The sequence below is a fragment of the Actinomadura sp. RB99 genome, from assembly GCF_014706005.1.
Lineage (GTDB): Bacteria > Actinomycetota > Actinomycetes > Streptosporangiales > Streptosporangiaceae > Spirillospora.
In genome coordinates this window covers 1-22,499 of record NZ_JABMCA010000072.1, presented here as the reverse complement: position 1 = coordinate 22,499, position 22,499 = coordinate 1, and the positions used below count along the sequence as shown (strand labels likewise).

At 74.5% G+C, this 22,499-nt stretch carries 20 protein-coding genes and 3 tRNA genes; 18 read left to right on the top strand and 5 right to left on the bottom strand.

Going from position 1 to position 22,499, the window contains the following annotated elements; genetic code table 11:
- The first annotated feature begins 37 nt into the window (after positions 1–37).
- The 5 genes from amrb99_RS40130 to amrb99_RS40110 all read left to right on the top strand — a co-directional run bounded on the left by amrb99_RS40130 (position 38) and on the right by amrb99_RS40110 (position 2,345).
- Positions 38–841, top strand: a complete 804-nt coding sequence (locus amrb99_RS40130) for a universal stress protein (RefSeq protein ID WP_190866414.1) — start codon at positions 38–40, stop codon at positions 839–841.
- 184 nt (positions 842–1,025) lie between these two features.
- Entirely contained in the window at positions 1,026–2,036 is a 1,011-nt protein-coding gene (locus amrb99_RS40125; protein ID WP_190866412.1) for a CHAP domain-containing protein, read from the top strand.
- A 40-nt stretch (positions 2,037–2,076) separates the two neighbouring features.
- A tRNA-Gly gene (locus amrb99_RS40120) sits at positions 2,077–2,149 on the top strand.
- Between the two features lie 26 nt (positions 2,150–2,175).
- Positions 2,176–2,246: transfer RNA gene (locus amrb99_RS40115), tRNA-Cys, on the top strand.
- Positions 2,247–2,273: 27 nt separating this feature from the next.
- Positions 2,274–2,345: transfer RNA gene (locus amrb99_RS40110), tRNA-Val, on the top strand.
- Between the two features lie 100 nt (positions 2,346–2,445).
- On the opposite strand, the gene amrb99_RS40105 is transcribed toward amrb99_RS40110, so the two are convergent.
- Complete coding sequence (locus amrb99_RS40105) at positions 2,446–4,203, bottom strand: serine/threonine-protein kinase (RefSeq protein WP_190866410.1); 1,758 nt, start codon at positions 4,201–4,203, stop codon at positions 2,446–2,448.
- 138 nt (positions 4,204–4,341) lie between these two features.
- Between amrb99_RS40105 and amrb99_RS40100 the strand changes: the two genes are divergently transcribed.
- Entirely contained in the window at positions 4,342–4,659 is a 318-nt protein-coding gene (locus tag amrb99_RS40100) for an SMR family transporter (RefSeq protein WP_190866408.1), read from the top strand.
- Between the two features lie 24 nt (positions 4,660–4,683).
- Here amrb99_RS40100 and amrb99_RS40095 read toward each other — a convergent pair whose 3' ends face one another.
- Positions 4,684–5,367: a phosphonatase-like hydrolase gene (locus amrb99_RS40095; protein ID WP_190866406.1), complete on the bottom strand. Its 684-nt coding sequence runs from the start codon at positions 5,365–5,367 to the stop codon at positions 4,684–4,686.
- The gene (locus amrb99_RS40090; RefSeq protein ID WP_190866404.1) at positions 5,364–6,125 is read right to left on the bottom strand and encodes a GntR family transcriptional regulator; all 762 of its coding nucleotides are present in this window, start codon (positions 6,123–6,125) and stop codon (positions 5,364–5,366) included. Before amrb99_RS40090 ends, amrb99_RS40095 begins: the two co-directional genes overlap by 4 nt.
- 144 nt (positions 6,126–6,269) lie before the next feature.
- Between amrb99_RS40090 and amrb99_RS40085 the strand changes: the two genes are divergently transcribed.
- The 5 genes from amrb99_RS40085 to amrb99_RS40065 are packed head-to-tail and all read left to right on the top strand — an operon-like array spanning position 6,270 to position 11,016.
- Positions 6,270–7,388: a TIGR03364 family FAD-dependent oxidoreductase gene (locus amrb99_RS40085; protein WP_190866402.1), complete on the top strand. Its 1,119-nt coding sequence runs from the start codon at positions 6,270–6,272 to the stop codon at positions 7,386–7,388.
- A gap of 26 nt (positions 7,389–7,414) precedes the next feature.
- Positions 7,415–8,323, top strand: coding sequence for a phosphate/phosphite/phosphonate ABC transporter substrate-binding protein (locus amrb99_RS40080; protein WP_190866400.1), 909 nt, complete (start codon positions 7,415–7,417; stop codon positions 8,321–8,323).
- Between the two features lie 4 nt (positions 8,324–8,327).
- Positions 8,328–9,089, top strand: coding sequence for an ATP-binding cassette domain-containing protein (locus tag amrb99_RS40075; protein ID WP_190866398.1), 762 nt, complete (start codon positions 8,328–8,330; stop codon positions 9,087–9,089).
- Entirely contained in the window at positions 9,086–9,919 is an 834-nt protein-coding gene (gene phnE / locus amrb99_RS40070) for a phosphonate ABC transporter, permease protein PhnE (protein ID WP_190866396.1), read from the top strand. The genes amrb99_RS40075 and phnE overlap by 4 nt, the downstream gene beginning before the upstream one ends.
- A complete protein-coding gene (locus amrb99_RS40065) occupies positions 9,916–11,016 on the top strand; it encodes an alcohol dehydrogenase catalytic domain-containing protein (RefSeq protein WP_206700288.1) in 1,101 nt (366 codons plus the stop codon). Before phnE ends, amrb99_RS40065 begins: the two co-directional genes overlap by 4 nt.
- Positions 11,017–11,078: 62 nt before the next feature.
- Here amrb99_RS40065 and tnpB read toward each other — a convergent pair whose 3' ends face one another.
- Positions 11,079–12,401: an IS607 family element RNA-guided endonuclease TnpB gene (tnpB, locus tag amrb99_RS40060; RefSeq protein ID WP_194737597.1), complete on the bottom strand. Its 1,323-nt coding sequence runs from the start codon at positions 12,399–12,401 to the stop codon at positions 11,079–11,081.
- A gap of 71 nt (positions 12,402–12,472) precedes the next feature.
- Between tnpB and amrb99_RS40055 the strand changes: the two genes are divergently transcribed.
- From amrb99_RS40055 to nhaA, 7 genes are all read left to right on the top strand, one after another.
- On the top strand, positions 12,473–12,967 hold the full coding sequence (locus amrb99_RS40055) for a DsbA family oxidoreductase (RefSeq protein ID WP_190866392.1): 495 nt from the start codon (positions 12,473–12,475) through the stop codon (positions 12,965–12,967).
- 203 nt (positions 12,968–13,170) lie between these two features.
- Positions 13,171–14,319 (top strand): NDMA-dependent alcohol dehydrogenase, encoded by a 1,149-nt coding sequence (locus tag amrb99_RS40050; protein WP_151545285.1) that lies wholly within the window; start codon positions 13,171–13,173, stop codon positions 14,317–14,319.
- Between the two features lie 215 nt (positions 14,320–14,534).
- Positions 14,535–16,334 (top strand): sulfatase, encoded by a 1,800-nt coding sequence (locus amrb99_RS40045; RefSeq protein ID WP_206700287.1) that lies wholly within the window; start codon positions 14,535–14,537, stop codon positions 16,332–16,334.
- A 31-nt stretch (positions 16,335–16,365) separates the two neighbouring features.
- The gene (locus amrb99_RS40040; RefSeq protein ID WP_190866390.1) at positions 16,366–17,988 is read left to right on the top strand and encodes a phospholipid carrier-dependent glycosyltransferase; all 1,623 of its coding nucleotides are present in this window, start codon (positions 16,366–16,368) and stop codon (positions 17,986–17,988) included.
- A 72-nt stretch (positions 17,989–18,060) separates the two neighbouring features.
- Positions 18,061–18,690, top strand: coding sequence for a CBS domain-containing protein (locus amrb99_RS40035; protein WP_206700286.1), 630 nt, complete (start codon positions 18,061–18,063; stop codon positions 18,688–18,690).
- Positions 18,691–18,717: 27 nt separating this feature from the next.
- A complete protein-coding gene (locus amrb99_RS40030; protein ID WP_190866388.1) occupies positions 18,718–19,314 on the top strand; it encodes a hypothetical protein in 597 nt (198 codons plus the stop codon).
- A gap of 173 nt (positions 19,315–19,487) precedes the next feature.
- On the top strand, positions 19,488–21,377 hold the full coding sequence (gene nhaA / locus amrb99_RS40025) for a Na+/H+ antiporter NhaA (protein ID WP_190866386.1): 1,890 nt from the start codon (positions 19,488–19,490) through the stop codon (positions 21,375–21,377).
- A gap of 19 nt (positions 21,378–21,396) precedes the next feature.
- On the opposite strand, the gene amrb99_RS52810 is transcribed toward nhaA, so the two are convergent.
- Positions 21,397–22,499: YncE family protein (locus tag amrb99_RS52810; protein ID WP_190866384.1), on the bottom strand; the 1,103-nt coding region annotated here is incomplete at its 5' end.

The window sequence follows — 22,499 nt, the reverse complement described above, 5'->3', positions numbered from 1 at the left end:
TCGTTGTGACGGCGCGGTCAGGGGGAATGCTCCCCAGATGATCGGCGAACACGTGCTGGCCGGATACGTCCACGACGCGGGCGGCCGGGAGGCCCTGGACCTGGCGCGCGCCATCGTCGCCCTCACCGGCGGCGAGCTGAGCGTCGCCACCGTCCACCCGCCGGGCCGCGCGGGCGCCGCCGGCGAGGCCCACGCCCTGCTGGAACAGGCCGCCGAGCTGCTCGGCGAGCAGCCGGCCGAGCTGCTCGTCCAGGAGAGCCGCAGCGTCGGCCGCGGCCTGACCTCGGTCGCCGGCCGGATCGGCGCCGACCTGATCGTCGTCGGCTCCCCGGAGGGCGGCGCGCGGGGCCGGATCGGCGTCGGCGCCGCCGCCGACCACCTGCTGCACTCCGCCACCGAGGCCGTCATGCTCGCCCCCGCCGGCTACACGCCGCCCGACGAGCTCGGCCGCATCACCGTCATGTACGTCCGCCGCCCCCAGTGCGACGAGGCCGTGATCCGCGCCGCCCAGGCCGCCGACCGGCTCGACGTCCCGCTCCGCCTGGTCACCCTTGCCATCGGCGACGTCGACGCCGAGCGGCTCCGCGACGACCTCGCGCTCGCCATCCGCCTGGCCGTCGAGTCCGCCGAGCTGCCCCCCGAGGACGTCAGCGCCGACCTGGCCGAGGGCGACGACGTCGCCGACGCCCTCGACGACCTCGACTGGCCCGACGGCGAGCTGCTCGTCTGCGCGTCCAGCGAGGACGCCGCCGCCCACCGCGTCTTCCTCGGCGAGGTGGCCGTCAAGGTGCTGCGCGCCGCCCCCTGCCCGGTGACCGTCCTGCCGAGAGGCTACTTCTGACGGGCCGCTTCCGACGGGCTACCCCCGAGTAGCCCGTTATGACCGCTTTCCCGGAACGGCTTGCCGCCCCCGGTTTACCTCGACTACATTCCAGCGAGACCGGAACGTGACCTTGGAACGAGGCACGGACCGGATCACCGGTCGGGCGCCCCCTGCCCGAGTCGGCGAGTCGGCAGGGAGCGAGATGGACCCGATCGGCAAGAAGCTGCTCGACGTTGCCCAGAAGCAGCTCGGATACACCGAGCACGGCAGCGGCTACACCAAGTTCGGCGACTGGTACGCCCAGCACATCGACGGCGACCACGACTCGTACTTCAAGACGGCCCCGTGGTGCGACATGTTCCTCGCCTGGGCCGCCGACAAGGCCGGGGTCGCCGAGCAGGCCGGGCAGTTCGCCTCCACCGTCGACCACGCGAAGTGGTTCAAGGAGCACGGCGCCTGGGGCCACGCCCCCGAGCCCGGCGCCCTCGTCTTCTACGACTGGTCCGGCTCCGGCGACATCGACCAGATCGACCACGTCGGCATCGTCGAGAAGGTCGACGGGCACACCCTCCACACCATCGAGGGCAACGCCGACGGCTACAAGCTCATGCGCAAGACCCGCAGCATGGACGACGTCGTCGGGTTCGGCTACCCGGGCAAGATCCAGGTGACCGAGGCCAAGTACGCCCCCAAGCACGCCGCCCCCGCCACCACCGTCGACAAGGTCGGCGCCCCCGCCGCCACGACGCACACCCACGAGGAGCAGCACAGCGGCTCCGGCGGGCAGCAGCTCCCCGCGCAGGACGTCGTCCTCGGCGGCATCCTCGCCTTCGTCCTCTGCGGCACCGTCGCCCTCGCCGCCGGACGCGCCGCCGCCGCGAAGGCCCCCACCACGCCGCCCATCCGGGTCCGCAAGCGCGGCAAGCACCACCGTCCCGCGACGCCCGTCGCCCTCCCGGCCGACGTCACCCCCGCCGACCTGGACGCCGCGGACGCCGGCACCACCGTCATGCCCGCCCTGTCCCTCGCCGCCGCCCACGAGGCGGAGGACCGCGAGTTCTGGGGCCGCATCGCCCACCTCGAGGAGGACAAGGAGCTCGCGTTCTGGAACTCGCTGCACGCGGAGGCCACCGAGTCCGCGGCCGGCTCCCCGGCCGGTTCCGAGGCCGGCTCCGCGGCCGACGAGTACGCAACCACTCCCGGATTCCGCTAGAGTTATTCATGCGCGCCGGGGGAAACTCCGGAGCCGACAAGCGGACGTGGCTCAGTTGGTAGAGCATCACCTTGCCAAGGTGAGGGTCGCGGGTTCGAATCCCGTCGTCCGCTCTGAGAGGTCCGTGAGGCCTCGCTCTGGTGGAGTGGCCGAGAGGCGAGGCAACGGCCTGCAAAGCCGTGTACACGGGTTCAAATCCCGTCTCCACCTCGCAGTACACGCAGAGCAGTAATGCAAGGGCGATTAGCTCAGTGGGAGAGCGCTACCTTGACACGGTAGAGGTCACTGGTTCAATCCCAGTATCGCCCACGCACGAATCAGGAGTGGCGGGTCCGCGGAGAACGCGGGCCGCCACTCCTTCGTCGTAGTGGCGCCGTCTCCGGCGTGAGGCCCTTGCCCGGCCCGCCGGTCAGCCGCGCGGTCGCTGGGCCTGGACCGCCTTGGCGGCGGCCTCGGCCAGGCGCGCGGACCGCGCGCAGCGCTCGGCGCCGGGCACGTCTCCCGTCACGGTCAGGTTCAGCGACTCCACCTTCTGGTTCCCGTGCACCCAGAAGGTCCGGTGGACGACGTCCGTCTCGCACCCGTCCCCTTCGTCCGGCCACACGAACGCGGGCCGGCCCGCCAGGCGGATCGGGCGGCCGCCACGGCCGTCCTGCGGGTCGCCCTGGTCGAACAGCAGCCTCACCCCCAGCCGCCCCGCGCCGGACCAGTCGCAGCCCCAGTGCCCGAAACGCGGCTTCGGAGTGGGAGCGGACCCGAGCGAGGTCCGCAGGGCGGAGGCGCCGAGCAGCGTGCAGGCGTCCCGGCGGATCAGCGAGTCCCCCGGGCGCCGCAGCCGGCGCCGGGCGAGCGGGCCGCGACGGAGCACTCCCGTCGCGTGCTCGACGGCCGCGTCGGCGATGGCGCACAGCGGCGCGCGCGGCGGCCTCTGTGTCACCGAGACGTCGACGGTGCCGCCGCCACCGATGGCGGGCAGCCGGATCTCGCGATGGCACTCCTGGCCCTCCTGCGCCTCGGCGACGACCCGGAACCCGTGGAGATCGCGGACCGGCCCGGCGGGCGCGTCGTCCGCCACGCCGAGGAGTTGCAGCTCCACGTCCACCTGCTCCTGGTTCGGCGGCTGGACGGTGACATCGCACCGGTCGAAGTCGCCGTAGTAGGGGTCCAGCTTCGTCGTGCCGAACCGCGCGACGACGCCGGGATCGGCGAGCGCGCAGGGATCGGCCGACCGCTGATCCCCTATGGACGCGCGCGGCGTGCCCCCGGGCTCCCAGAGGATGCCGGGCTGCCAGAGGAAGATGACCGCCGCCAGCGCGAGCACCGGTACGGGCGCGACCGCCACCAGGGTGAGAGCCCTGCGGCCGCGCCGCCGTACCGGGCCGGCGTCGATCCTGGTCTCGCACGGCGGTTCCAGCCCCGTGCGCACCTCCGCCAGGCTCGGCCGCTCGGCCGGGTTCGGGTGCAGCATCCGCTTGACCAGGGCGCGGAGCGGCCCGGTCTCCCTCGCCAGGGCGCCCCTGCGGCGCACGGCGCCGCCGCGCCCCGGGGAGCGGCCGGTGATGAGGGCGTGCAGGGTGACGCCCAGGGAGTAGACGTCCGACGCCGGTTCGGGCGCCCCGAGAAGGACCTCGGGGGCGGCGTAGCCGGGCGTGTAGAAGAGGGGGCCGTTCGGGGTGATCGTTCCGCTGCCGTGCAGGCGGTACGCGGCGCCGAAGTCGGCCAGCTTCGCGGTGCCGTCGTGGTCGAGGAGGATGTTCCCGGGCTTGATGTCGCAGTGGACGATCCCCTTCGCGTGCAGCGCCTCCAGCGCGCCGGCGACCTGGACGCAGAGGCGCGCCGCCTCCCAGGGCGGAAGCGGCGTCCCGCCCGCCAGGCCGCCGCCCGGCACATAGGCCATGACCAGCCAGGACTCGGGATCCTCCGCCGGGCCCGTGAAGACCGCGTCGTACAGGGTGACCACGTGCGGGTGCTCGAACTTCGCCAGCGCGCGGGCCTCGGCGCGCAGCAGGGCGGCGCCGGCCCTGCCCGCGTACTTCGGGCCGGGCCGTTTGACGACCACGTCCCGGCCGAGGACGGCGTCCCTGGCGAGCCACACCTCGCCCGTCGCTCCCCCGACGAGCGTCCGGACGAGCCGGTAGCGGTCGGCGACCACGTCTCCCTCGCGCACGGGCGCTCCTCTCGGCCGGGGGAAATGACACGTTCCGTGCACGGCCGAATGTACTGGGTGACCGTCGGAGCGCGCGGCGTTTCCGGGCTCCCTGCCGGGGGAGGCACCTTTCATGATCATGATGGAGGGTGCGCGGGCGTGGTCTGGCTGATCCTCATCGGCGCCGGGCTGATGGAGACGGTGTGGGCGGCGGCGCTGGAGGCGTCCCACCAGTTCTCCAGGGTGGGGCCGACCGTCCTGTTCCTGGTGGCGCTCGCGTTGAGCATGGTGGGGCTCGGGCACGCGCTCCAGTCGCTGCCGCTCGGGACCGCGTACGCGGTGTGGACGGGGATCGGCGCGGTCGGCGCGGCGGTGTACGGGATGGCGGTCCTGCACGATCCGGTGACGTTCGCCCGGATCGTGTGCCTGCTGCTGATCGTCGCCGGGGTCGTCGGGCTGCGCTTCGTCGCCGCCTGACCGGCCTCCCGACCGGCCGTCCGGTCAGCCGCCCGGCCGGAGGAGCCCGGGCAGGCCGGCGACGGACTCCAGCAGGTGGGTGTGGCGGTGCCGGCCCAGCTCGGCGGCCGGGGTGGCGCCCGTGGTCACCGCGACGACGTAGCGGACGCCCGCGTTGCGGCCGGCGGCGAGGTCGTTGGGGGTGTCGCCGGCGGCGAGGACGCGGTCCACGCCCCGCACGCCCGCCAGTTCCATCGCCCGGAAGATCATGTAGGGGGCGGGGCGGCTCGCGGTGACGTCGTCGGCGGTGACCAGGCCGTCGACGGTGCCGGGGACGGTCCAGTCCAGCGCGTCCAGGATCGACAGGGCGATGTCGCGCGAGTAGCCGGTCTGCAGGACGACCTTGACGCCCGCGGCGCGCAGTTCCGTGATCGCCTCGGCGACGCCGGGGAGGGCCTTCGGAGGGACGTCGGCGTAGGACTTGGTGAGGCGGGCGGAGAAGTCGGCGTACACGGTCTCGACGTCGCCCGCGGGGGCCGCGCCGGTCAGTTCGGTCAGCAGGCCGGCGACGGCCTCGTGCTTGCTGGTGCCGGTCCAGCGGTGCAGGACGTCGGCGGGGACGGGGCGCCCGAGGTGCGCCGCGACGGCCCGCTCGAGCGCGGCGTAGACGGCGCCGCCCTCCTGGACGGTGGTGCCGGCCATGTCGAGCGCGGCGAGTTCGAAGGTCACAGGGCCTCTCCTGTCTCGGGGACGGTGCGGACGAGCGCGAGGTGGTGCGCCCGCTCGTTGGCGATGGTGAAGGTGGCGCGGTCGGGGCGGTAGCGGTCGTCGGCGTACTCGACGGGACGTCCGTCGGTGGTCCGCGCGGTGCGGCGCTCGCGCAGCAGCGGGCCGCCCTTCGGGACGCCGAGCAGGCGGGCGTCGTCGGCCGGGGCGGCGATCGCGTCGATGGTGTGGGTGGCGGCGACGATCTCCACGCCGCGGGCCAGCAGGCCCGCGTAGATGGAGCCGGCGTCGGTGTCGAAGTCGAACAGCAGCAGGCCGATGTCGAGCGCGAACGTGCTGCGCTCCAGCATGACCGGCTCGCCGTCGAGCAGCCGGAGCCGCAGCACGTCGATGACCGGCTCGCCCGGCTCCAGCCGGAGCGCCTCGGCGGCGACCGGGTCGGCGCCGCGCCGGGCCAGCTCGATGGTGCGCTGGCCGGGCCGGTGCCCGGACCGCTCGACCCACGCGGAGAAGGACAGGAACGTCTCGAACGGCTGGCCCATCGGCCGCCGCCGGACGATGGGGCGGCGGCCCTGGCCGCCCTCGATGAGGCCCTCGTTGCGCAGCGTGGACAGCGCCTGCCGGACGGTGCCCCGGGAGGTCCCGAACTCCTCGACGAGCCGGGCCTCCGACGGCAGCGGTTCCCCCACGGCGAGGGCGCCGGAGACGATCCGCTCCCGCAGCGCGTCGGCGAGCCTGGCGTGCAGTGATCCCGACGTCATGGCCTGACCATACAAGGACCGGCATCCGTCCTGTCAACGTGCGGGAACGTCCATGTTTCCCCAGGTGAACAGCCGGTTAACTTGTTTGTACAAGTCGCTTCGGCGGGTTGACGGGCGGCGCGGCGCGCCCCGAGTCTCGGGGCCATGACCCCCCTTCCTGCCACCCCCGTCGACCTGCTCGTGGTCGGCGCCGGCGTCGTCGGGCTCGCGCACGCCGCCGAGGCGCACCTGCGCGGGCTGATGGTCGCCGTCGTCGACCGCGACGCCTTCGCGGCGGGCGCCTCCGTCCGCAACTTCGGCCACGTCTGCGTGACGGCCCAGGACGGCGACGCGCTCCGGTACGCGCTGGCCGGGCGCGAGCGCTGGCTGCGGCTGGGCGGCGACGCGGGCTTCGACGTGGCCGAGGCCGGCACGCTGGTCGTCGCGCGGCGGCCGGAGGAGATGGCCGTGCTGGAGGAGTTCGCCGCCGTGCGGGGCCGCGAGCAGGTGCGGCTGCTGGACGCGGCCGGCGTGGCGCGGCGGCTGCCCGGCGCGGACGCGCTCGGCGGCGCGCACCTGCCGCTCGACCTGCGGCTCGACTCCCCCACCGCGATCCCCGCGCTGGCCGGCTGGCTGGAGGCGCGGGGCGTGCCGATCGCGCGGCGCACCAGCGTGCTGGCGGTGGAGCCGGGCCTGGTCCGCACGTCGCGCGGCGACGTCCGGGCCGCCCGGACGGTCCTCGCGGTCGGCCACGACCTGGACCGGCTGCTGCCGGACGTCGCCGACGCGGCCGGGATGACCCGCTGCCTGCTGCGGATGCTGGAGGTCGCCCCGCCGGGCGGCGTCCGGGTCGCGCCGGGCGTGCTGACCGGGCTGTCCCTGCTGCGCTACGGCGGGTTCACGGCGCGGCCGGCGGCCGCGGCGCTGCGCGAGGCCGTCGCCGCGGAGGCGCCCGAGCTGCTGGACGCCGGCGTGAACCTGATGTTCACGCAGCGTCCGGACGGCGCGATCGTGCTCGGCGACACCCACCACTACTCCGCCACCCACGCCCCGTTCGACGACGAGGGCACGGCGGAGATGCTGCTGCGCGAGGGCGCGCGGCTGCTCGGCGCCCCGTCGCTGCGCGTCCTGCGCCGCTGGCGGGGCCAGTACGCCTCGTCGGCGCGGACCGACGTGCTGGACGTCGAGGTGGCGAGCGGCGTCCGCGCCGTGTCCGTCACCTCCGGCATCGGAATGACGATCGCCCACGGGCTGGCCCCGGCCGTCCTGGACTCCCTCTTCTGACCCCTGACTCGATGAAAGGCCCTTCCATGCGCCGTTTCCGGCTCTCCCTCGCGCTCGCCGCGCTCGTCCCCGCGGCCGCCCTCGCCCTGACCGGCTGCGGCGACGGCTCGTCCGGCGCCGCGAAGGGGTCCTGCCCCGGCGGCAAGGTCCGCTTCGGCGTCGAGCCGTTCGAGGACGCCGCCAAGCTCACGCCCGCGTACAAGACGCTCGGCAAGGCCCTGGAGGCCAAGCTCGGCTGCCCCGTCGAGGTGCAGATCGTGCAGGGCTACTCCGCCGAGGTCCTCGCGCTGCAGAACAAGAAGCTCGACGTGGCGCAGTTCGGCCCGCTCGGGTTCGTGTTCGCGTCGCAGCGCACCGGCGCCGAGCCCGTCGTGTCCTTCGGCAACCCGGACAAGTCCGTGTCGACCTACAAGGCCGGCATCTGGGTGAAGAAGGACAGCCCGGTCGCGACCGTCGCCGACCTCAAGGGCCGCACGCTCGCGCTCTCGGACGCCGGGTCGACGTCGGGCGACGCCCTGCCCCGCTACGCCATCCGGAAGGCCGGGCTGTCGGAGTCCGACGTCAGGCTCCAGTACGCCGGCGGCCACCCGCAGTCGCTGCTCGCGCTGACCTACGGCAAGGTCGACGCCGCGGAGATCAACACCCAGCAGCAGGCGACCTCGACGTCCGAGCACCAGTTCGACGCCGCCAAGTACAAGCAGATCTGGGCGTCCGACCCGATCCCGAACGACCCGATCACCGTCGCCAAGGGCCTCGACCCGGCGTTCAGGACCAAGCTCGTCTCCGCGCTGACCTCGCTGTCCCCGCAGGACGTGGCGAAGGCGGGCGCGTTCCTCGACGTCGAGCCGGGCCCGCTCGTCCCGGTGACGAAGCAGACCTACCAGCCGCTGTTCGACCTGGCTCGGACGCTCGGCCTCACCGAGAAGAACCTGTAGCGCCATGACCGCCAACGCGCTCACGGTCCGCGGCCTGCGCAAGTCCTTCGGCGGCCGCACGGTGCTGTCCGGCTTCGACCTCGACGTGGCCCCCGGGGAGGTGGTCGCGCTCCTCGGGGCCAACGGGTCGGGCAAGTCGACCGCGCTGAAGTGCGTGGTCGGACTCGTCCGCCCGGACGCGGGGCAGGCCGGGGTGTTCGGCACCGACCTGCTCGACGGGTCGCGGGCGGCCGACCGCGCCCGCACCCGCGTCGCCATGGTGTTCCAGCAGATCCATCTGGTGCGGCGCAGGACGGCCCTGGACAACGTCTGCGCGGGCGCGCTCGGCCGGCTGCCGCTGCGCCGGTCCTGGGCGCCCGCCGCCTTCCCGCGCGAGCTGCGCGAGGAGGCGATGGCGTGCCTGCACCGGGTCGGCCTGGCCGACCGGGCGCACGAGCGGGTCGCCGCGCTGTCCGGCGGGCAGCAGCAGCGGGTCGCGCTCGCCCGGGCCCTGTGCCAGCGCGCGGAGGTGCTGCTGGCCGACGAGCCGGTCTCCGCGCTGGACCCGTCGGCGGCCGAGAACGTCATGGCCGTGATGACGGACCTCGCCCGGTCGGAGTCGATCGCGGTCGCGGCGGTGCTGCACCAGCCGGAGCTGGCCCGCCGCCACGCCGACCGGCTGGTCGGACTGCGCGGCGGCCGGATCGCGTTCGCCGGCCCGGCCGCGGAGGTGTCCCAGGAGCAGGTGTCCGCCCTCTACTCCGCGGACGAGGAGGTCCACGCATGAGCGTTCTCACGACCGAGCGCGCCCCCGAACGGCTGCCCGTGCCGCGCAGGCGGCGCAGCCCCCGCGCACTGGCGATCGGCGGCGCCGTCGCCGCAGTCCTCGTGGCGCTGCACGTCGCCGCCTGGATCGGCACCGGGATGGACCTCGGGATGCTGGTCGACGGCTGGCACGGCATGGTCCGCTTCGTCTCCGAGGCCTTCCCGCCGGACCTCGCCTGGGACCCCGTCGTCAAGGACGGCCTGCACGCCTGCCTGGTGACGCTGTGGATCGGGCTGCTCGGGACGACGCTGTCCATCCCGTTCACGATCGTGCTGTGCGCGCTCGGGTCGCGCGCCGTCAACGGCAACGCCGCCGTCTACCAGGCGGCGCGGGGCGTCATGTCGTTCCTGCGCGCCGTCCCGGACGTGGTGTTCGCACTGATCTTCGTCACCGCGGTCGGGCTCGGCCCGTTCGCCGGGGTCCTCGCGCTGGTCTGCAACAACACCGGCGTGATGGGCAAGCTGTGGTCGGAGGCGATGGAGGAGGTCGACGACGGCCCCGCGCAGGCGCTGCGGATCGCCGGCGCGAGCCGCGCGCAGCTGGTCGCGCACGCGGTGCTGCCGGCGTGCGTGCCGCAGCTGGTCGGGCTGGTGCTGTACCGGCTGGACGTCAACGTGCGGGCGTCGCTGGTGCTCGGCCTGGTCGGCGCCGGGGGCATCGGGTTCCTCATCAACCAGTCCATCCAGGAGTTCCGGTTCGACCAGATGCTCACCTACATCCTGATGGTGCTCGTGCTGGTCGTGGCGGTGGACCTGCTCAGCTCGTTCGTCCGGCGCAGGCTCGCGCCGTGACCGCGCGCCGGGGCCCGGTCGCCATGGTGTGGCCGGGCGTGGGCGGGCGCCACCGGGCGGCCGCGGTGGATCCGCCTCGCCCGGCGCCGGGCGAGGCGCTGGTCGAGGTGGAGCTCGCGACGATCTGCGGCTCCGACCTGCACACGGTCTCCGGCCGCCGCCCCGGGCCCGCGCCCGGGGTGCTCGGCCACGAGACGGTGGGGCGGGTCGTCCGGCTCGGGGACGGCCCGGCGCCGCGCGACGTCCGGGGACGGGACATCGCGGTCGGGGACCGGGTCGCGGTGGGGATCTACGCGGCGTGCGGCGGGTGCCCGCGCTGCCGCCGCGGCCTGCCGCAGAAGTGCGAGCGGCTGTTCAAGTACGGTCACGCGCCGCTCGCGGAGGCCGGGCCGCTGTCGGGCGGCTACGCCAGCCACGTGCTCGTCCGCCCCGGGACGCCGCTCGCGGTGGTGCCCCCGGATCTCCCGGCCGCGCTGGCGGCGCCGCTCGGCTGCGCGACGGCGACGGCGGTCGCGGCCGTCTCGGCGGGCGGCGCCGACGTGGCCGGGCTGAACGCCACGGTCTGCGGCGCGGGCCTGCTCGGCCTGCTGGCGACCGCGATGCTCGCCGGGCGGGACGCGGCGGTCACGGCCGTCGACCCCGATCCCGGACGCCGCGCGACCGCGATGCTGATGGGCGCCGCGAACGCGGTCGGTCCCGCCGATGAGCCGCCGCCCGCCGATCTCTACATCGAGCTGTCCGGGGCGCCCGCCGCCGCCCGGTCCGCGGTGGCCCGCACCGCGACGGGCGGGACCATCGTGCTCGCCGGGACCGTCTCGCCCGGCGCGCCGCTGGACTGGGAGGCGCAGGACCTGGTGCGGGGGCTGCTCACGGTGCGGGGCGTCCACAACTACGCGCCCGCGGACCTCGCGGAGGCCGCCGCCTGGACCGAGTCCGCCGCCGCCCGCCTGCCCGTCGAGGCGCTGCTCGGCGCCGTCCACCCGCTGGACGACCTGGACGCCGCGCTCGCGGAGGCGGCGCGGTCGGCCTCGATCCGCGTGGGGGTCCGCCCCCGGTGCGCGAGGGAAATCGATCGGGGCCGCCGCGCGTCTGCCTAGCGACAGCCGTCCCTGAGACAGGTGTCCCATGGGCGTCGAGATCGGTCCGACGTCATCTGCCGTTACCCGTAGTGTGAGTGAATGTGAGCATTCACTGTTCGGGTAGCCGTCGCTTGCGCGGCGGCGGTCCCGGTCTCACCCGCTGAGGCGGTGCCGGGTTCCTGCTTCGCGGGCGGTTGCCCGGCGGGGCCGGGTCTGACATCGCCTCCACAGGCGTTTGGCCTCTCCGCCCCACTGGCGGCGAGGTCACGCAGGTTGATCGCGGCATTGACGTCCCGGCCCAAGGCCAGGCCGCAGGCCTCGCACCGGAACGTCCGCTCGGAGAGCGACAGGCTTGGCTTTCGCCTACCGCAGCCCGAGCAGGTTTTCGAGGACGGGAACCAGCGGTCGGCCACGAGCAGCCGGCCGCCCCTCCAGACGGTCTTGTACTCCAGCATCCGCCGGACGGCCCCGAAGCCCTGGTCGGCGACGGCGCGGGCGAGTCGCCGGTTGGCGACCATTCCGGTCACGTTCAGGTCCTCGACCACCACGGTTTCGTACCAGGCCGCGAGATGCGTGGTGGCCTTGTGCAGCGCGTCCGCGCGGATGTCGGCGATGCGGGCATGGCGGCGGGCGAGCCGCTGGGCGGCCTTGGTGCGGTTGGCCGACCCATGCTGCTTACGCGAGTGGGCCTTGCTCAGCCGCTGCAGCCTACGCAACCCTGCCCGCAGCGCTTTGGGCCCGTCGACCTCAAGCACCGCGCCCTCGTCGTCGACCGCGATCAGCAGGGTCTTCACTCCGAGATCGACGCCCACCGCGCTGCCCGGCCGGACGTGCCGTTCAGTGACGGAACGGTCGACCTGCACGGTGAAGGAGACGTACCAGCGATGCGCGGTCCGCGACACCGTGGCCGACAGGATCCGCGCCGTGCCATTCTCCAGGCGGCGGGCGAGTTTGCGGGTGGACTCGTGCGTGGCGATCGTTCCCAGGCGTGGCAGCGTCACCGTCCGACCGCTGCAGCGCGTCGCGCCGGTGGAGAATCGGAAGGAGTCGCGGCACCGGCCGTGCTTCTTGAACCGGGGGAAGCCCAGACGCCGACCCTTGCGGAGACCCTTACGAGATCGAACGAACTCGCGCAGCGCCCGGTCCAGGTCGCGGAACGCCTCCTGGTAGACGCACTTGGAGTTCTCACCCCACCACCCCAGGCTCGGGTCGATCTTCTTCGCCCGGTTCCATAGCTTGTGCAGCTCGGCGCCCGACCACCATCTGCTCTCGGCGTCGTAGCGGTCCCGGCAGGCGGCAAGGCCCCAGTTCCACGCGAACCGGGCTGCACCCGCATGCGACCGCAACACCCGCTCCTGCCCGGGTGTCGGGTCCAACGCGAACCGGTACGCCTGAGTCACCATCACACCCCGCACCGTAATCGGGACCACCGACAAAACCCACACGGCCCAACGCGGGCGCCGACAGGACTCAGATGACACACACGCACAGATATGCACGTTTTCCCGCCGCCAAGTACGGGATGACGCGCGACCAGGCCGTCCAGATGAACCGGCAGATGGAGGAGCGCGCGGCCGGAGTCGGCCTCGAGTACCACCTGGACGGCGGGCGGGTCGGCAACACCGCCGACGCCCACCGGCTCGTGCGCCTGGCGGGCGAGCAGGGCGTGCAGGGCGACGTGGTCGAGGCCCTCTACAAGGCCCACTTCACCGACCGGCGCTCGGTGTTCGACCGCGACTCGCTGGTCGAGGTCGCCGCCGAGGCCGGGCTGGACGCGGCGGCGGCCCGCGACGCGCTCGCCTCCGGGAGGTTCGCAGCCGAGGTGGAGGCCGACCAGCGCGAGGCGCAACAGCTCGGTGCCACGGGCGTGCCCTTCTTCGTCATCGACCGCCGCTACGGCGTGTCCGGTGCGCAGCCCGCGGAGGCGTTCGCGCAGGCCCTCGACCGCGCTTGGAACGAGCCTCGCTAACAGGCCGCGCGTCCCCGTTCCGTCACCCCGCGGACACGGAACGCGCGTGGTCATCGCGCTGCGGGCCGGGGCGGACGGGCCGCCGGACGCCCGGCCGGAACGGGGCGCGAGCGCATAAACATAATCTGATTCGGATGTCGACACGCGGGGCCGGAAACGTCTATTTTTGACGAATCTTCAGCCCGAACCAGCGAGGGGGCCCCGTGCAGACTCGAGCGGCGATCCTGTGGGACAAGAACACCGAATGGAGCGTCGAGGACATCGAACTCGACGACCCCAAGGCGGGTGAGGTCAAGGTCAAGCTCGCGGCGTCCGGCCTGTGCCACTCCGACGAGCACATGGTCACCGGCGACATGGTGATCGACAAGGAGATCGCCGACCTGATGGGCTGGAAGCAGTTCCCGGTGATCGGCGGGCACGAGGGCGCGGGCGAGATCGTCGAGGTCGGCCCGGGCGTCACCTCGGTGAAGGAGGGCGACCACGTCGTCCTGTCCTTCATCCCGGCGTGCGGCCGCTGCCCGTCCTGCGCGCAGGGCCGCCAGCACATCTGCGACCTCGGCGCCTTCCTGCTGTCGGGCCGGCAGATCAGCGACATGACCTCCCGGCACCACTCCAAGAACGGCGAGGACCTCGGCACGATGTGCTGCACCGGCACGTTCGAGCCGTACACGGTGGTCAACGAGTCGTCCGTCATCAAGATCGACGACTGGATCCCGCTCGACAAGGCCGCGCTGGTCGGCTGCGGCGTCACCACCGGCTGGGGCTCGGCGGTCAACGCCGCCGGGGTGCGGGCCGGCGACACCGTCGTGGTGATCGGGATCGGCGGCATCGGCATGAACGCGGTGCAGGGCGCGGCGATGGCCGGCGCCCGGCACGTCATCGCGGTCGACCCGGTCGAGTGGAAGCGGGAGAAGGCCACCAGCGTCTTCGGTGCCACGCACAGCGCCGCCTCCATCGAGGAGGCCCAGGCGATGGTCGCGGAGATGACCTGGGGCGCCAACGCCGACAAGGTCATCCTGACCGTGGGGACCGCCACCGGCGACCTCATCGGCCCGATGATGGGAATGGTCACCAAGGGCGGCCGCGGCGTCGTCACGGCCGTCGCGCCGGTCATGCAGGAGGACGTCAAGCTCAACCTGTTCGACCTGGCGATGCAGCGCAAGGAGCTGGTCGGCTGCATCTTCGGCAACGCCAACCCGCGCCGCGACGTCACCCGCCTCCTGCGCCTGTACGAGGAGGGCAAGCTCAAGCTGGACGAGCTGGTCACCAAGACCTACACCCTGGACGAGGTCAACCAGGGCTACCAGGACATGCGGGACGGCAAGAACATCCGCGGCCTGATCAAATACTGACCGGCCGCCGCACGGCGCCCCGGAACGGGAGAGGCCGCCGCGAGGGACGCGCACCGTCCCGGCGGCGGCCTTCGTCGTGCGCCTGCGGCCCCTCGGGCGGCATCTCCGGCTGAACCGGCGAACGCCGCGAACCGTACAACCGGGTGTGCCCACCGCGCGCGATCGACGCCGGGGCGGGGGCACGGCGGTCACGGGCCAGGCTGGGGAGAACCGACATGTCGGTGTTTCATGCGTTCCGTTCGGCGGGCGGGCAACGCGACGGCGGGGACACGCGGGAGGACGGAGCCGCGCGGGAGGACGGAGCCGCGCGGGAGGACGGAGCCGCGCCGGGCGGGGGTGACGCGCCGGGTGCCGGCGGCGCGCCTCCGCAGGGGCGGGTACGGCGCGCGGCCGGATGGGCGACGACGGCGCTGGCGTGCCTGCTCGTGCTGTTCGCCCTGGACGCGCCGGACCGGCTCGACCGGCTGTCGGCCGGGCAGTTCGTCCGGATCCCGGTGGAGGCGCTGGTCGTCGCGGCGCTGATGCTGGTGCTCCCGGCGCGGGCGCGGCGGTGGGTCGCGGCGCCGGTGGGCGCGGTGCTGGGGGTGCTGGTCATCCTCAAGGTCCTGGACATGGGCTTCGACGCGGTCCTGGTGCGGCCGTTCAACCCCGTGTTCGACTGGAGCTTCCTGCGGCCGGGGTTCGAGTTCATCGACACCTCCGTGGGCCGCCCGGCCGCGATCGGCCTCACCGCGCTCATCGTGCTGCTGGTCGTCGCGGTGCCGGTGCTGACGGCGCTCGCAGTGCTGCGGCTGACCCGGCTGGCCGTACGGCACCGGACGTGGACGGGCCGGAGCGTCGCCGTCCTCGGGACGGCGTGGGTCGCGTCCGCCGCGCTGGGCGCGCAGGCCGTCCCCGGCGTGCCGCTGGCGTCGGGCGGCGCCGCCCGGCTCGCCTACGACCACGCCCGGCAGGTGCGGACGGGCCTGAAGGACCGCGGAGTGTTCGCCAAGCAGGCCGCCGTGGACGCCTTCCGGAACACGCCCGCGAACCAGATGCTGACGGGCCTGCGCGGCAAGGACGTCGTCCTGGCGTTCGTGGAGAGCTACGGGCGTTCGGCGGTCGAGCACCCGGAGTACGCCCCCCAGGTGGACGCGGTGCTCGACGCGGGCACCCGGCGGCTGAAGGCGGCCGGGTTCGGCGCCCGCAGCGGCTACCTCACCTCCTCGACGGCGGGCGGCGGCAGCTGGCTCGCGCACTCGACGCTGCTGTCCGGCCTGTGGATCGACAACCAGCAGCGGTACCGGACGCTGACGTCGAGCAGCCGGTTCACGCTCACCCGCGCGTTCGGCGAGGCGGGCTGGCGGACGCTCACCGTCCAGCCGGCGATCACCCGGGCGTGGCCGGAGGCGTCGTTCTACGGCTACGACAAGGTCTACGACGACCGGAACCTCGGCTACAAGGGGCCCCGGTTCAGCTACGCGACCATGCCCGACCAGTACACGCTGAACACGCTGCAGCGCGACGAGCTCGCCGCGTCCGGGCGCCGGCCGGTGATGGCGGAGCTGGCGCTGGTGTCGAGCCACGCGCCGTGGGCGTCGATCCCGAGCCCGGTGCCCTGGAACGCGGTCGGCGACGGGTCGGTCTTCAACGGGATGGGCAAGGGCGAGAACGCGGCGTGGCCGTCGTCCGGGCGGATCCGCGGCGAGTACCGCAAGTCGATCGAGTACACGCTGAACACCCTCGTCTCCTACATGCTGGCCTACGGGACGAAGAACACCGTGCTGGTCTTCCTCGGCGACCACCAGCCCGCGCCGACGATCGCGGGGCGGAACGCGAGCCGGGACGTCCCGGTCACGATCGTGGCCCGCGACCCGGCCGTGCTGGACCGGATCTCCGGCTGGGGCTGGCAGGACGGGCTGCGCCCCGCGCGGACCTCGCCGGTCTGGCCGATGAGCACGTTCCGCGACCGCTTCCTGACCGCGTTCGGCTCCACGCCCTCCGCCTCTCCCCCGCCGGCGGCGTCGCACAGGTGACGCCGGGCCCCCGGGGTGGGAGGTTGGGGGGATGAGGGCGGCGGCGGTGGCGCTCGCCGTGGCCGCGCTGCTGACCGCGATGGCCGCGGCGATGGTCACGACCGCCGTGCAGCAGACGCCGACGATCGACGAGCCGGTGTACGTCGGGGCGTCCGCGCTGTACCTGCGCGAGCACGACCTGCGCAACAACCCGGAGCATCCGCCGCTCGGCAAGCTGATCATCGGGATCGGGACGGAGGCGGCGGGCGTCCGCCTCGACCGGTCCTACACCGGCCCGCAGGAGGCGGTCGGGCGGCACCTGCTGTACGCCTCGGGCAACGACCCGGGGCGGGTGATGCTCGCCGCCCGGCTCCCCATGATCGCGCTGACGCTGCTGTTCGGGCTGGTCGTCCTCGCCTTCGCGCGCGACCTCGCGGGCACGGCGGCCGGGCTGCTCGCGCTCGGCCTGTACGCGTTCTCGCCGGACGTCATCGCGCACGGGTCGCTGGCCACGCTGGACGTGGCGGCGGCCGGGTTCGTCCTCACGGCCGCGTGGCTGCTGTGGCGGGCGCGCGGCCGGCCCCTGCCGTACCTGCCGCTCGCCGGGACCGCGCTGGGGGCGGCGCTCGCCACCAAGATGAGCACGCTCGCGGCCGTCCCGGTGCTGCTGGCCCTCGCGGCCGTGCCGGTCTGGTCGGCGTCCCGGCGAGGTGAGGGCGGGACGGCCGGGAGGGCGGTGCTGCGCGCCGCCGCCGCGGCGGCCGGGGTCGCGGCGATCGCGATCGCGGTGGTGTGGGCGGCCTACCTGGCCGTCGACCCCCGGCTGCGGTGGACGGCGCCGCCCGGCCTGCCGTCGATCGGCGGCCTCCGGGGCGTCCTCGCCGGCGCGGCGCCCTTCCCCCGGCCGTACCGCGACGGGATGCGCCTCCAGTTCGGGTTCGAGGACGCGACCTGGACCGGGTTCCTGTTCGGCCGCCACTACCAGGGCTCGCTCTGGTACTACCTGCCGGCGGCGCTGCTGGTGAAGACGCCGCTGGGGATGCTCGCGCTGTGGCTCGCGGGCGCGGCGGCCATGGTGTCGGTGCGGCGGCTGCGCCCGGCCGCCCCGTACGTGCTCCTCCCGGCGGCGGTGCTGCTGGCCGCCGCGATGGCCGGGTCCCGCGACCTGGGCGTCCGGTACGCCATCTTCGTCCCGCTCTTCCTGGCGGTCGCGGCGGGCTGCGCCGTCGCGCTCCCGTGGCGATGGACGCCCGCGCCCGCGGCCGCCTTGGCACTGTTCGTCGCGGTCAGCTCCGTCCGGACGTTCCCGTACTACCTGCCGTACTCGAACGAGGCGTTCGGCGGGCCGTCCAGGACGCACCTGCGCCTGCACGACTCCAACGTGGACTGGGGCCAGGACCTCGGACGCCTCGCCGACCGGCTCCGCGACCGGTACGCCGGGCGGCCGGTCTGGCTCGCCTACAAGGGCAGCGGCGTCCCGGCGAGCTACGGCATCAGCGCCGCCGACCCGCTCGCCGTCCCCCCGGACCGGGTCCGCGGCGTCCTCGCGGTGTCCGACAGCTGGATCGACAAGGCCGATCCCCGCATACTCGCCCTCATCAGAACGAGCGAGCCGATCGACGAGGTGGGCCACTCCATCACCATCTACCGAAGGCCCGCGGCCGGGACGCGGTAGGCGCCCGCGCGGCGCATGCGCCGCGCGGTGCTGGAGATGTAGACAGGACGACACGCTGAAGGAGAGGGCGCCATGCTGGTCCGAGAGGCGATGACCTCGCCCGTCGTGACGATCCCGCGGACGGCCACCGTCCGCCAGGCCGTCCGCGTCCTGCACGAGCACGACATCACCGCGCTGCCCGTCGTCGACGGCAACGGGCGGCTCGTCGGGATCGTCAGCGAGATGGACCTGCTGCGCGGCGCGTTCGAGGCCGACCCGCGGGCGTTCTCGCGTCCCGTCGCCACCCCGGCCGGGCCGCCGCCGCGGCTCGTCGAGGAGGTCATGACGCGGGACGTGGAGACCGCGCGGCCCACCACCGACGTCGCCGAGCTGGCCGAGGCGATGATGCGGACCCGGCACAAGAGCGTCCCGGTGCTGGACGGCGCTGTGCTCGCCGGCATCGTCAGCCGCCGCGACCTGATCGCGCTGCTCGCCCGCGGCGACGCCCGGATCAGAGACGACGTCCTCGCCGCGATCAACGAGTACGGTCCCGGCGGGCACGCCTGGGAGGTGTCGGTGCGCGACGGCGTGGTGGTGCTCACCGGCCCGGCCGACGAGGCGGCGCGGCGCGTCGCGGACGTGCTGGCCCGGACGGTGCCCGGCGTCACCCGCGTGTCGGTGCGCACCCCCGAACCCGGCGGGGCGCCCGGCGGGACCGGCTGAGACGATGGACCCGTCGGGGAGGGAGCCATGATCAGCCTTCGTGCGCGCCGCGCCCGGGCGGCCCTGCAGCGCCTGCGCCGCCGGCTCGGCTTCGAGCGCAACGCGCTGCGGCGCGGCGTCGACCGGCGGCAGCGCGCGGTCGGGATCGGCGCGGTGGCGGTGTTCGCCGTGGTGGCGGCGCCCGCGTCCGCGGCCGTGGCGTCCGTCGCCTACGCGTCCGGGGTCCGGGCGGAGCGCGCGGAGGCGGCGGGGCACCACCGGATCACGGCCCGCGTGTCGGGCATCCAGAAGCAGGACGACGGCGAGCAGCGCTACACCTACGCCCGGCTCGCCTGGACCGCCCCGGACGGCCGGGAGCACTCGGCGGTGATCGCCGCCGGGCGGACGGCGCGGCTCGGGGCGGCGCTGCGGATCTGGGTGGACGCGCGGGGCGAGATATCGCGCCGGCCGCAGAACCGCACCGACACCGTGGCGGGCGCCGTCTTCGCCGGCGCGGGCGCCGCCGGCGCCGCGGCGCTGCCGCCCCTGGCGGTCTACCTGCTCGTCCGCCGCCGCTGCGACCGCGACCGCGAGGAGATGTGGGACGCCGCGTGGGCCCGGCTGGACCGTCCGCACATCGGCTGACCCGGCGCCCGCTCGCCGGGGCCGCGCGCGCCCGGCGGACCGGTGCGCGCCCGCCGGTTCCGGCTCGACGATCATGGGGTATGCGCACACCTGGGCCCGGTCGGCGGGCCCGCGCCTGCCGGGACGATCGGGTGACGATGCTGCCATGACGATGCCGCGATGAAACGGCCGCGATGACGGAGGGCGAGGAGGGATCCGGGCCGCTGTCGGACCGGACGGCATGGGCCCGCAGCCTGCAGACGCCGCTGCGGGAGTTCCTGCGCACCGAGACCGGCGGCGCCATGGTGCTGCTGGTCGCGACCGTCGCGGCGCTGATATGGGCGAACGTCTCCGTCTCGTCCTACGAGACGTTCTGGGGGACGGAGGCGTCCCTGCGCGCCGGCCGCCACGCCCTGTCGATGGACCTGCGGACCTGGATCAACAGCGGGCTGATGACGCTGTTCTTCTTCGTCGTCGGGCTGGAGGCGCGCCGCGAGTTCGACATGGGCGAGCTGCGCGAGCGCCGCCGGCTCGCGCTGCCGCTCGCCGCCGGGATCGGCGGCATGGTCGTCCCGGTGGGGATCTACCTCGCGATCAACGCGGGCGGCCCGGCCCTGCACGGGTGGGGCACCGCGATGTCGACGGACACGGCGTTCGCGCTCGGCGTGCTGACGCTGGTCGGCAAGCGGTTCCCGGGCCGGCTGCACGCCTACCTGCTCACCGTCACCGTGGTCGACGACCTGGTCGCGCTGCTGGTCATCGGGACCGTCTACAGCGAGGACGTCTCGGCCGGGCCGCTGCTGATCGCGGCCGGCCTGCTCGGCGTGACCCTGCTGGTCCGCGCGGCGGGCGTGGCGCGGATGCCGGTGTACGCGGTGCTCGGCCTCGCGGCGTGGCTGGCGCTGAACGCCTCCGGCGTCGAGCCGATCGTCGTCGGCCTGGCGATGGGGCTGCTCACCTACGCCTACCCGGCCGCCCGCACCGACCTGGAGCGGGCCAGCGAGGTGTTCCGGCTGTTCCGCGAGCAGCCCACGCCGGAGCTGGCCCGGTCGGCGCGGACGGGCGTCGCCGCGGCGATCTCGCCGAACGAGCGGCTCCAGCAGCTGTACCACCCGTGGACCAGCTACGTGATCGTCCCGCTGTTCGCGCTCGCCAACGCGGGGATCCCGGTGAGCGCCGGGTTCCTGCGGCACGCCTTCACCTCGCCGGTGACGCTGGGCATCCTGGTCGGCTACGTGGTCGGCAAGCCAGTCGGCATCCTCGGGCTGTCTTGGCTGGTGACGGTGGTGAGCCGGGGGCGGCTGCGGCCGCCGGTCGGGTGGGCGGCGGTCGGGGGCGGCGGCGCCATCGCCGGGATCGGCTTCACCGCCGCGCTGCTGATCGCGACGCTGGCGTTCACCGGCGACCGGCTCGCCGAGGCGAAGGTCGGCATCCTGTCGGCGGCGCTGCTGGCGTCGGTGCTGACCTGGCTGGTCGTCCGGGTGACGGCGCTGCTGCCGGCCCGGCCGCGGGTGGTCGCGCTGCTCGGCACGGCGCAGACCGTGATCGACCTGGCCGCGCCGGTCGACCCGGAGCGCGACCACGTGCGCGGCCCGGAGCGCGCGCCGGTCACCGTGGTCGAGTACGGCGACTTCGAATGCCCGTACTGCGGCCAGGCCGAGCCGGTGATCCGTGAACTGCTCGCGGGGCAGGGCGACGTCCGGTACGTGTGGCGGCACCTGCCGCTCACCGACGTCCACCCGCAGGCGCATCTCGCGGCGCAGGCCGCCGAGGCCGCCGCCGCGCAGGACGCGTTCTGGGAGATGCACGACCTGCTGTTCCGGCACCAGGACGCGCTCCAGGCCAAGGACCTCGTCCGGTACGCGGGCGAGCTCGGGCTGGACGTGGCGCGGTTCCGCGACGACCTGCGCCGGTCCGCGGGCTCGGCCCGGATCGCCGAGGACGTCGACTCCGCCGACCTCAGCGGCGTCTCCGGCACGCCGACGTTCTTCGTCAACGGGCGCCGCCACCACGGCGCCTACGACCTGGAGAGCCTGCAGCACGCCGTCCGCATCGCCCGCAAGCTCGCCGCCATCCGCGCCTAGGGCGGGCGGCGCGTGGCCGTCAGGGGTTGCGGACGAAGGCGATGTCGAGCGGGCTGGCGCCCAGGGTCGCGCCGGGAGGGCCGCCGCGGATCGTCGTGACGACCTCGTCGGAGGAGGTGTCGATGACGGAGACCGTGCCCGTCATGCCGTTGCCGACCCAGACCTCCGAACCGTCGGGAGTCGCCGCGATGGACGCGGGACGCCGCCCCACCGGCACGTCCGCGAGGTGCCTGCGGCCCGTCGCGTCGTAGACGCCGGCCGAGTCTGAGTTCATGTCCGCGACGTAGACCTTCCGCCCGTCCGGGGCTGCGGCGACCGCCCACGGCTCCGCGCCCGCCCTCACCCGGCGGGTCACCGTGCGGTGCGCCGCGTCCACCACGTACAGCAGGTCGGCGTCCGGCCGCGTCGCGTACACGCGGGAGCCGTCGGCGCTCACGGCGACGCCCTGCGCGTCCGGGATGCCGGGGACCTCCCCGGCGACCTCGCCCTTCGCCGTGTCGATGACGGCGAGGCCGCGCGCCGTCGTGACGTAGGCGTCCTTCCCGTCAGGCGCGAACGCGATCCGGCGCGGCGCCGCGCCGACGTCGATACGCCGGATGACGGTGTCGGTGCGGGTGTCGATGACGGCGACCGCGCTGGACCCGCCCGGGCCGGTGTCGCCGCCGGTGACGGCCGCGTACGCCTGCGAGCCGTCCGGTGAGACGGCGACGTCCTGCGGGTAGGCGCCCACCACGATCGGGGTCGCGCGCAGCGTGGCCGCGTCCACCGCGATCACCTGGTACTGGCCGGCGGCGGCGACGTACACCTTCCGGGCGTCCGGGGTGACGGCGACGCCCTCGGCGGTGTCGGCGCGGATCGCGGTCGAGGTGACGGTGTGGGAGGCGACGTCCGCCCGGGCGACCCGTCCGCTGCCGGCCAGCGCGATGTAGGCGGTGCAGCCGGCCTCCGCGGGGCGGCCGCGCACCCACGGCGACGGTGTCGGCGCGTACGGGACGCCCTTCCGGACCGGACGGGACGGCGGAGCCCCCGGCCGCGCCGGCGCGGGCGGGACGAACGCCGCCCAGGACGGGGCGCCGGGCTGGACGCCCTGCTCGCCGGACGGCCCGGCGCCCGGGTACGGGC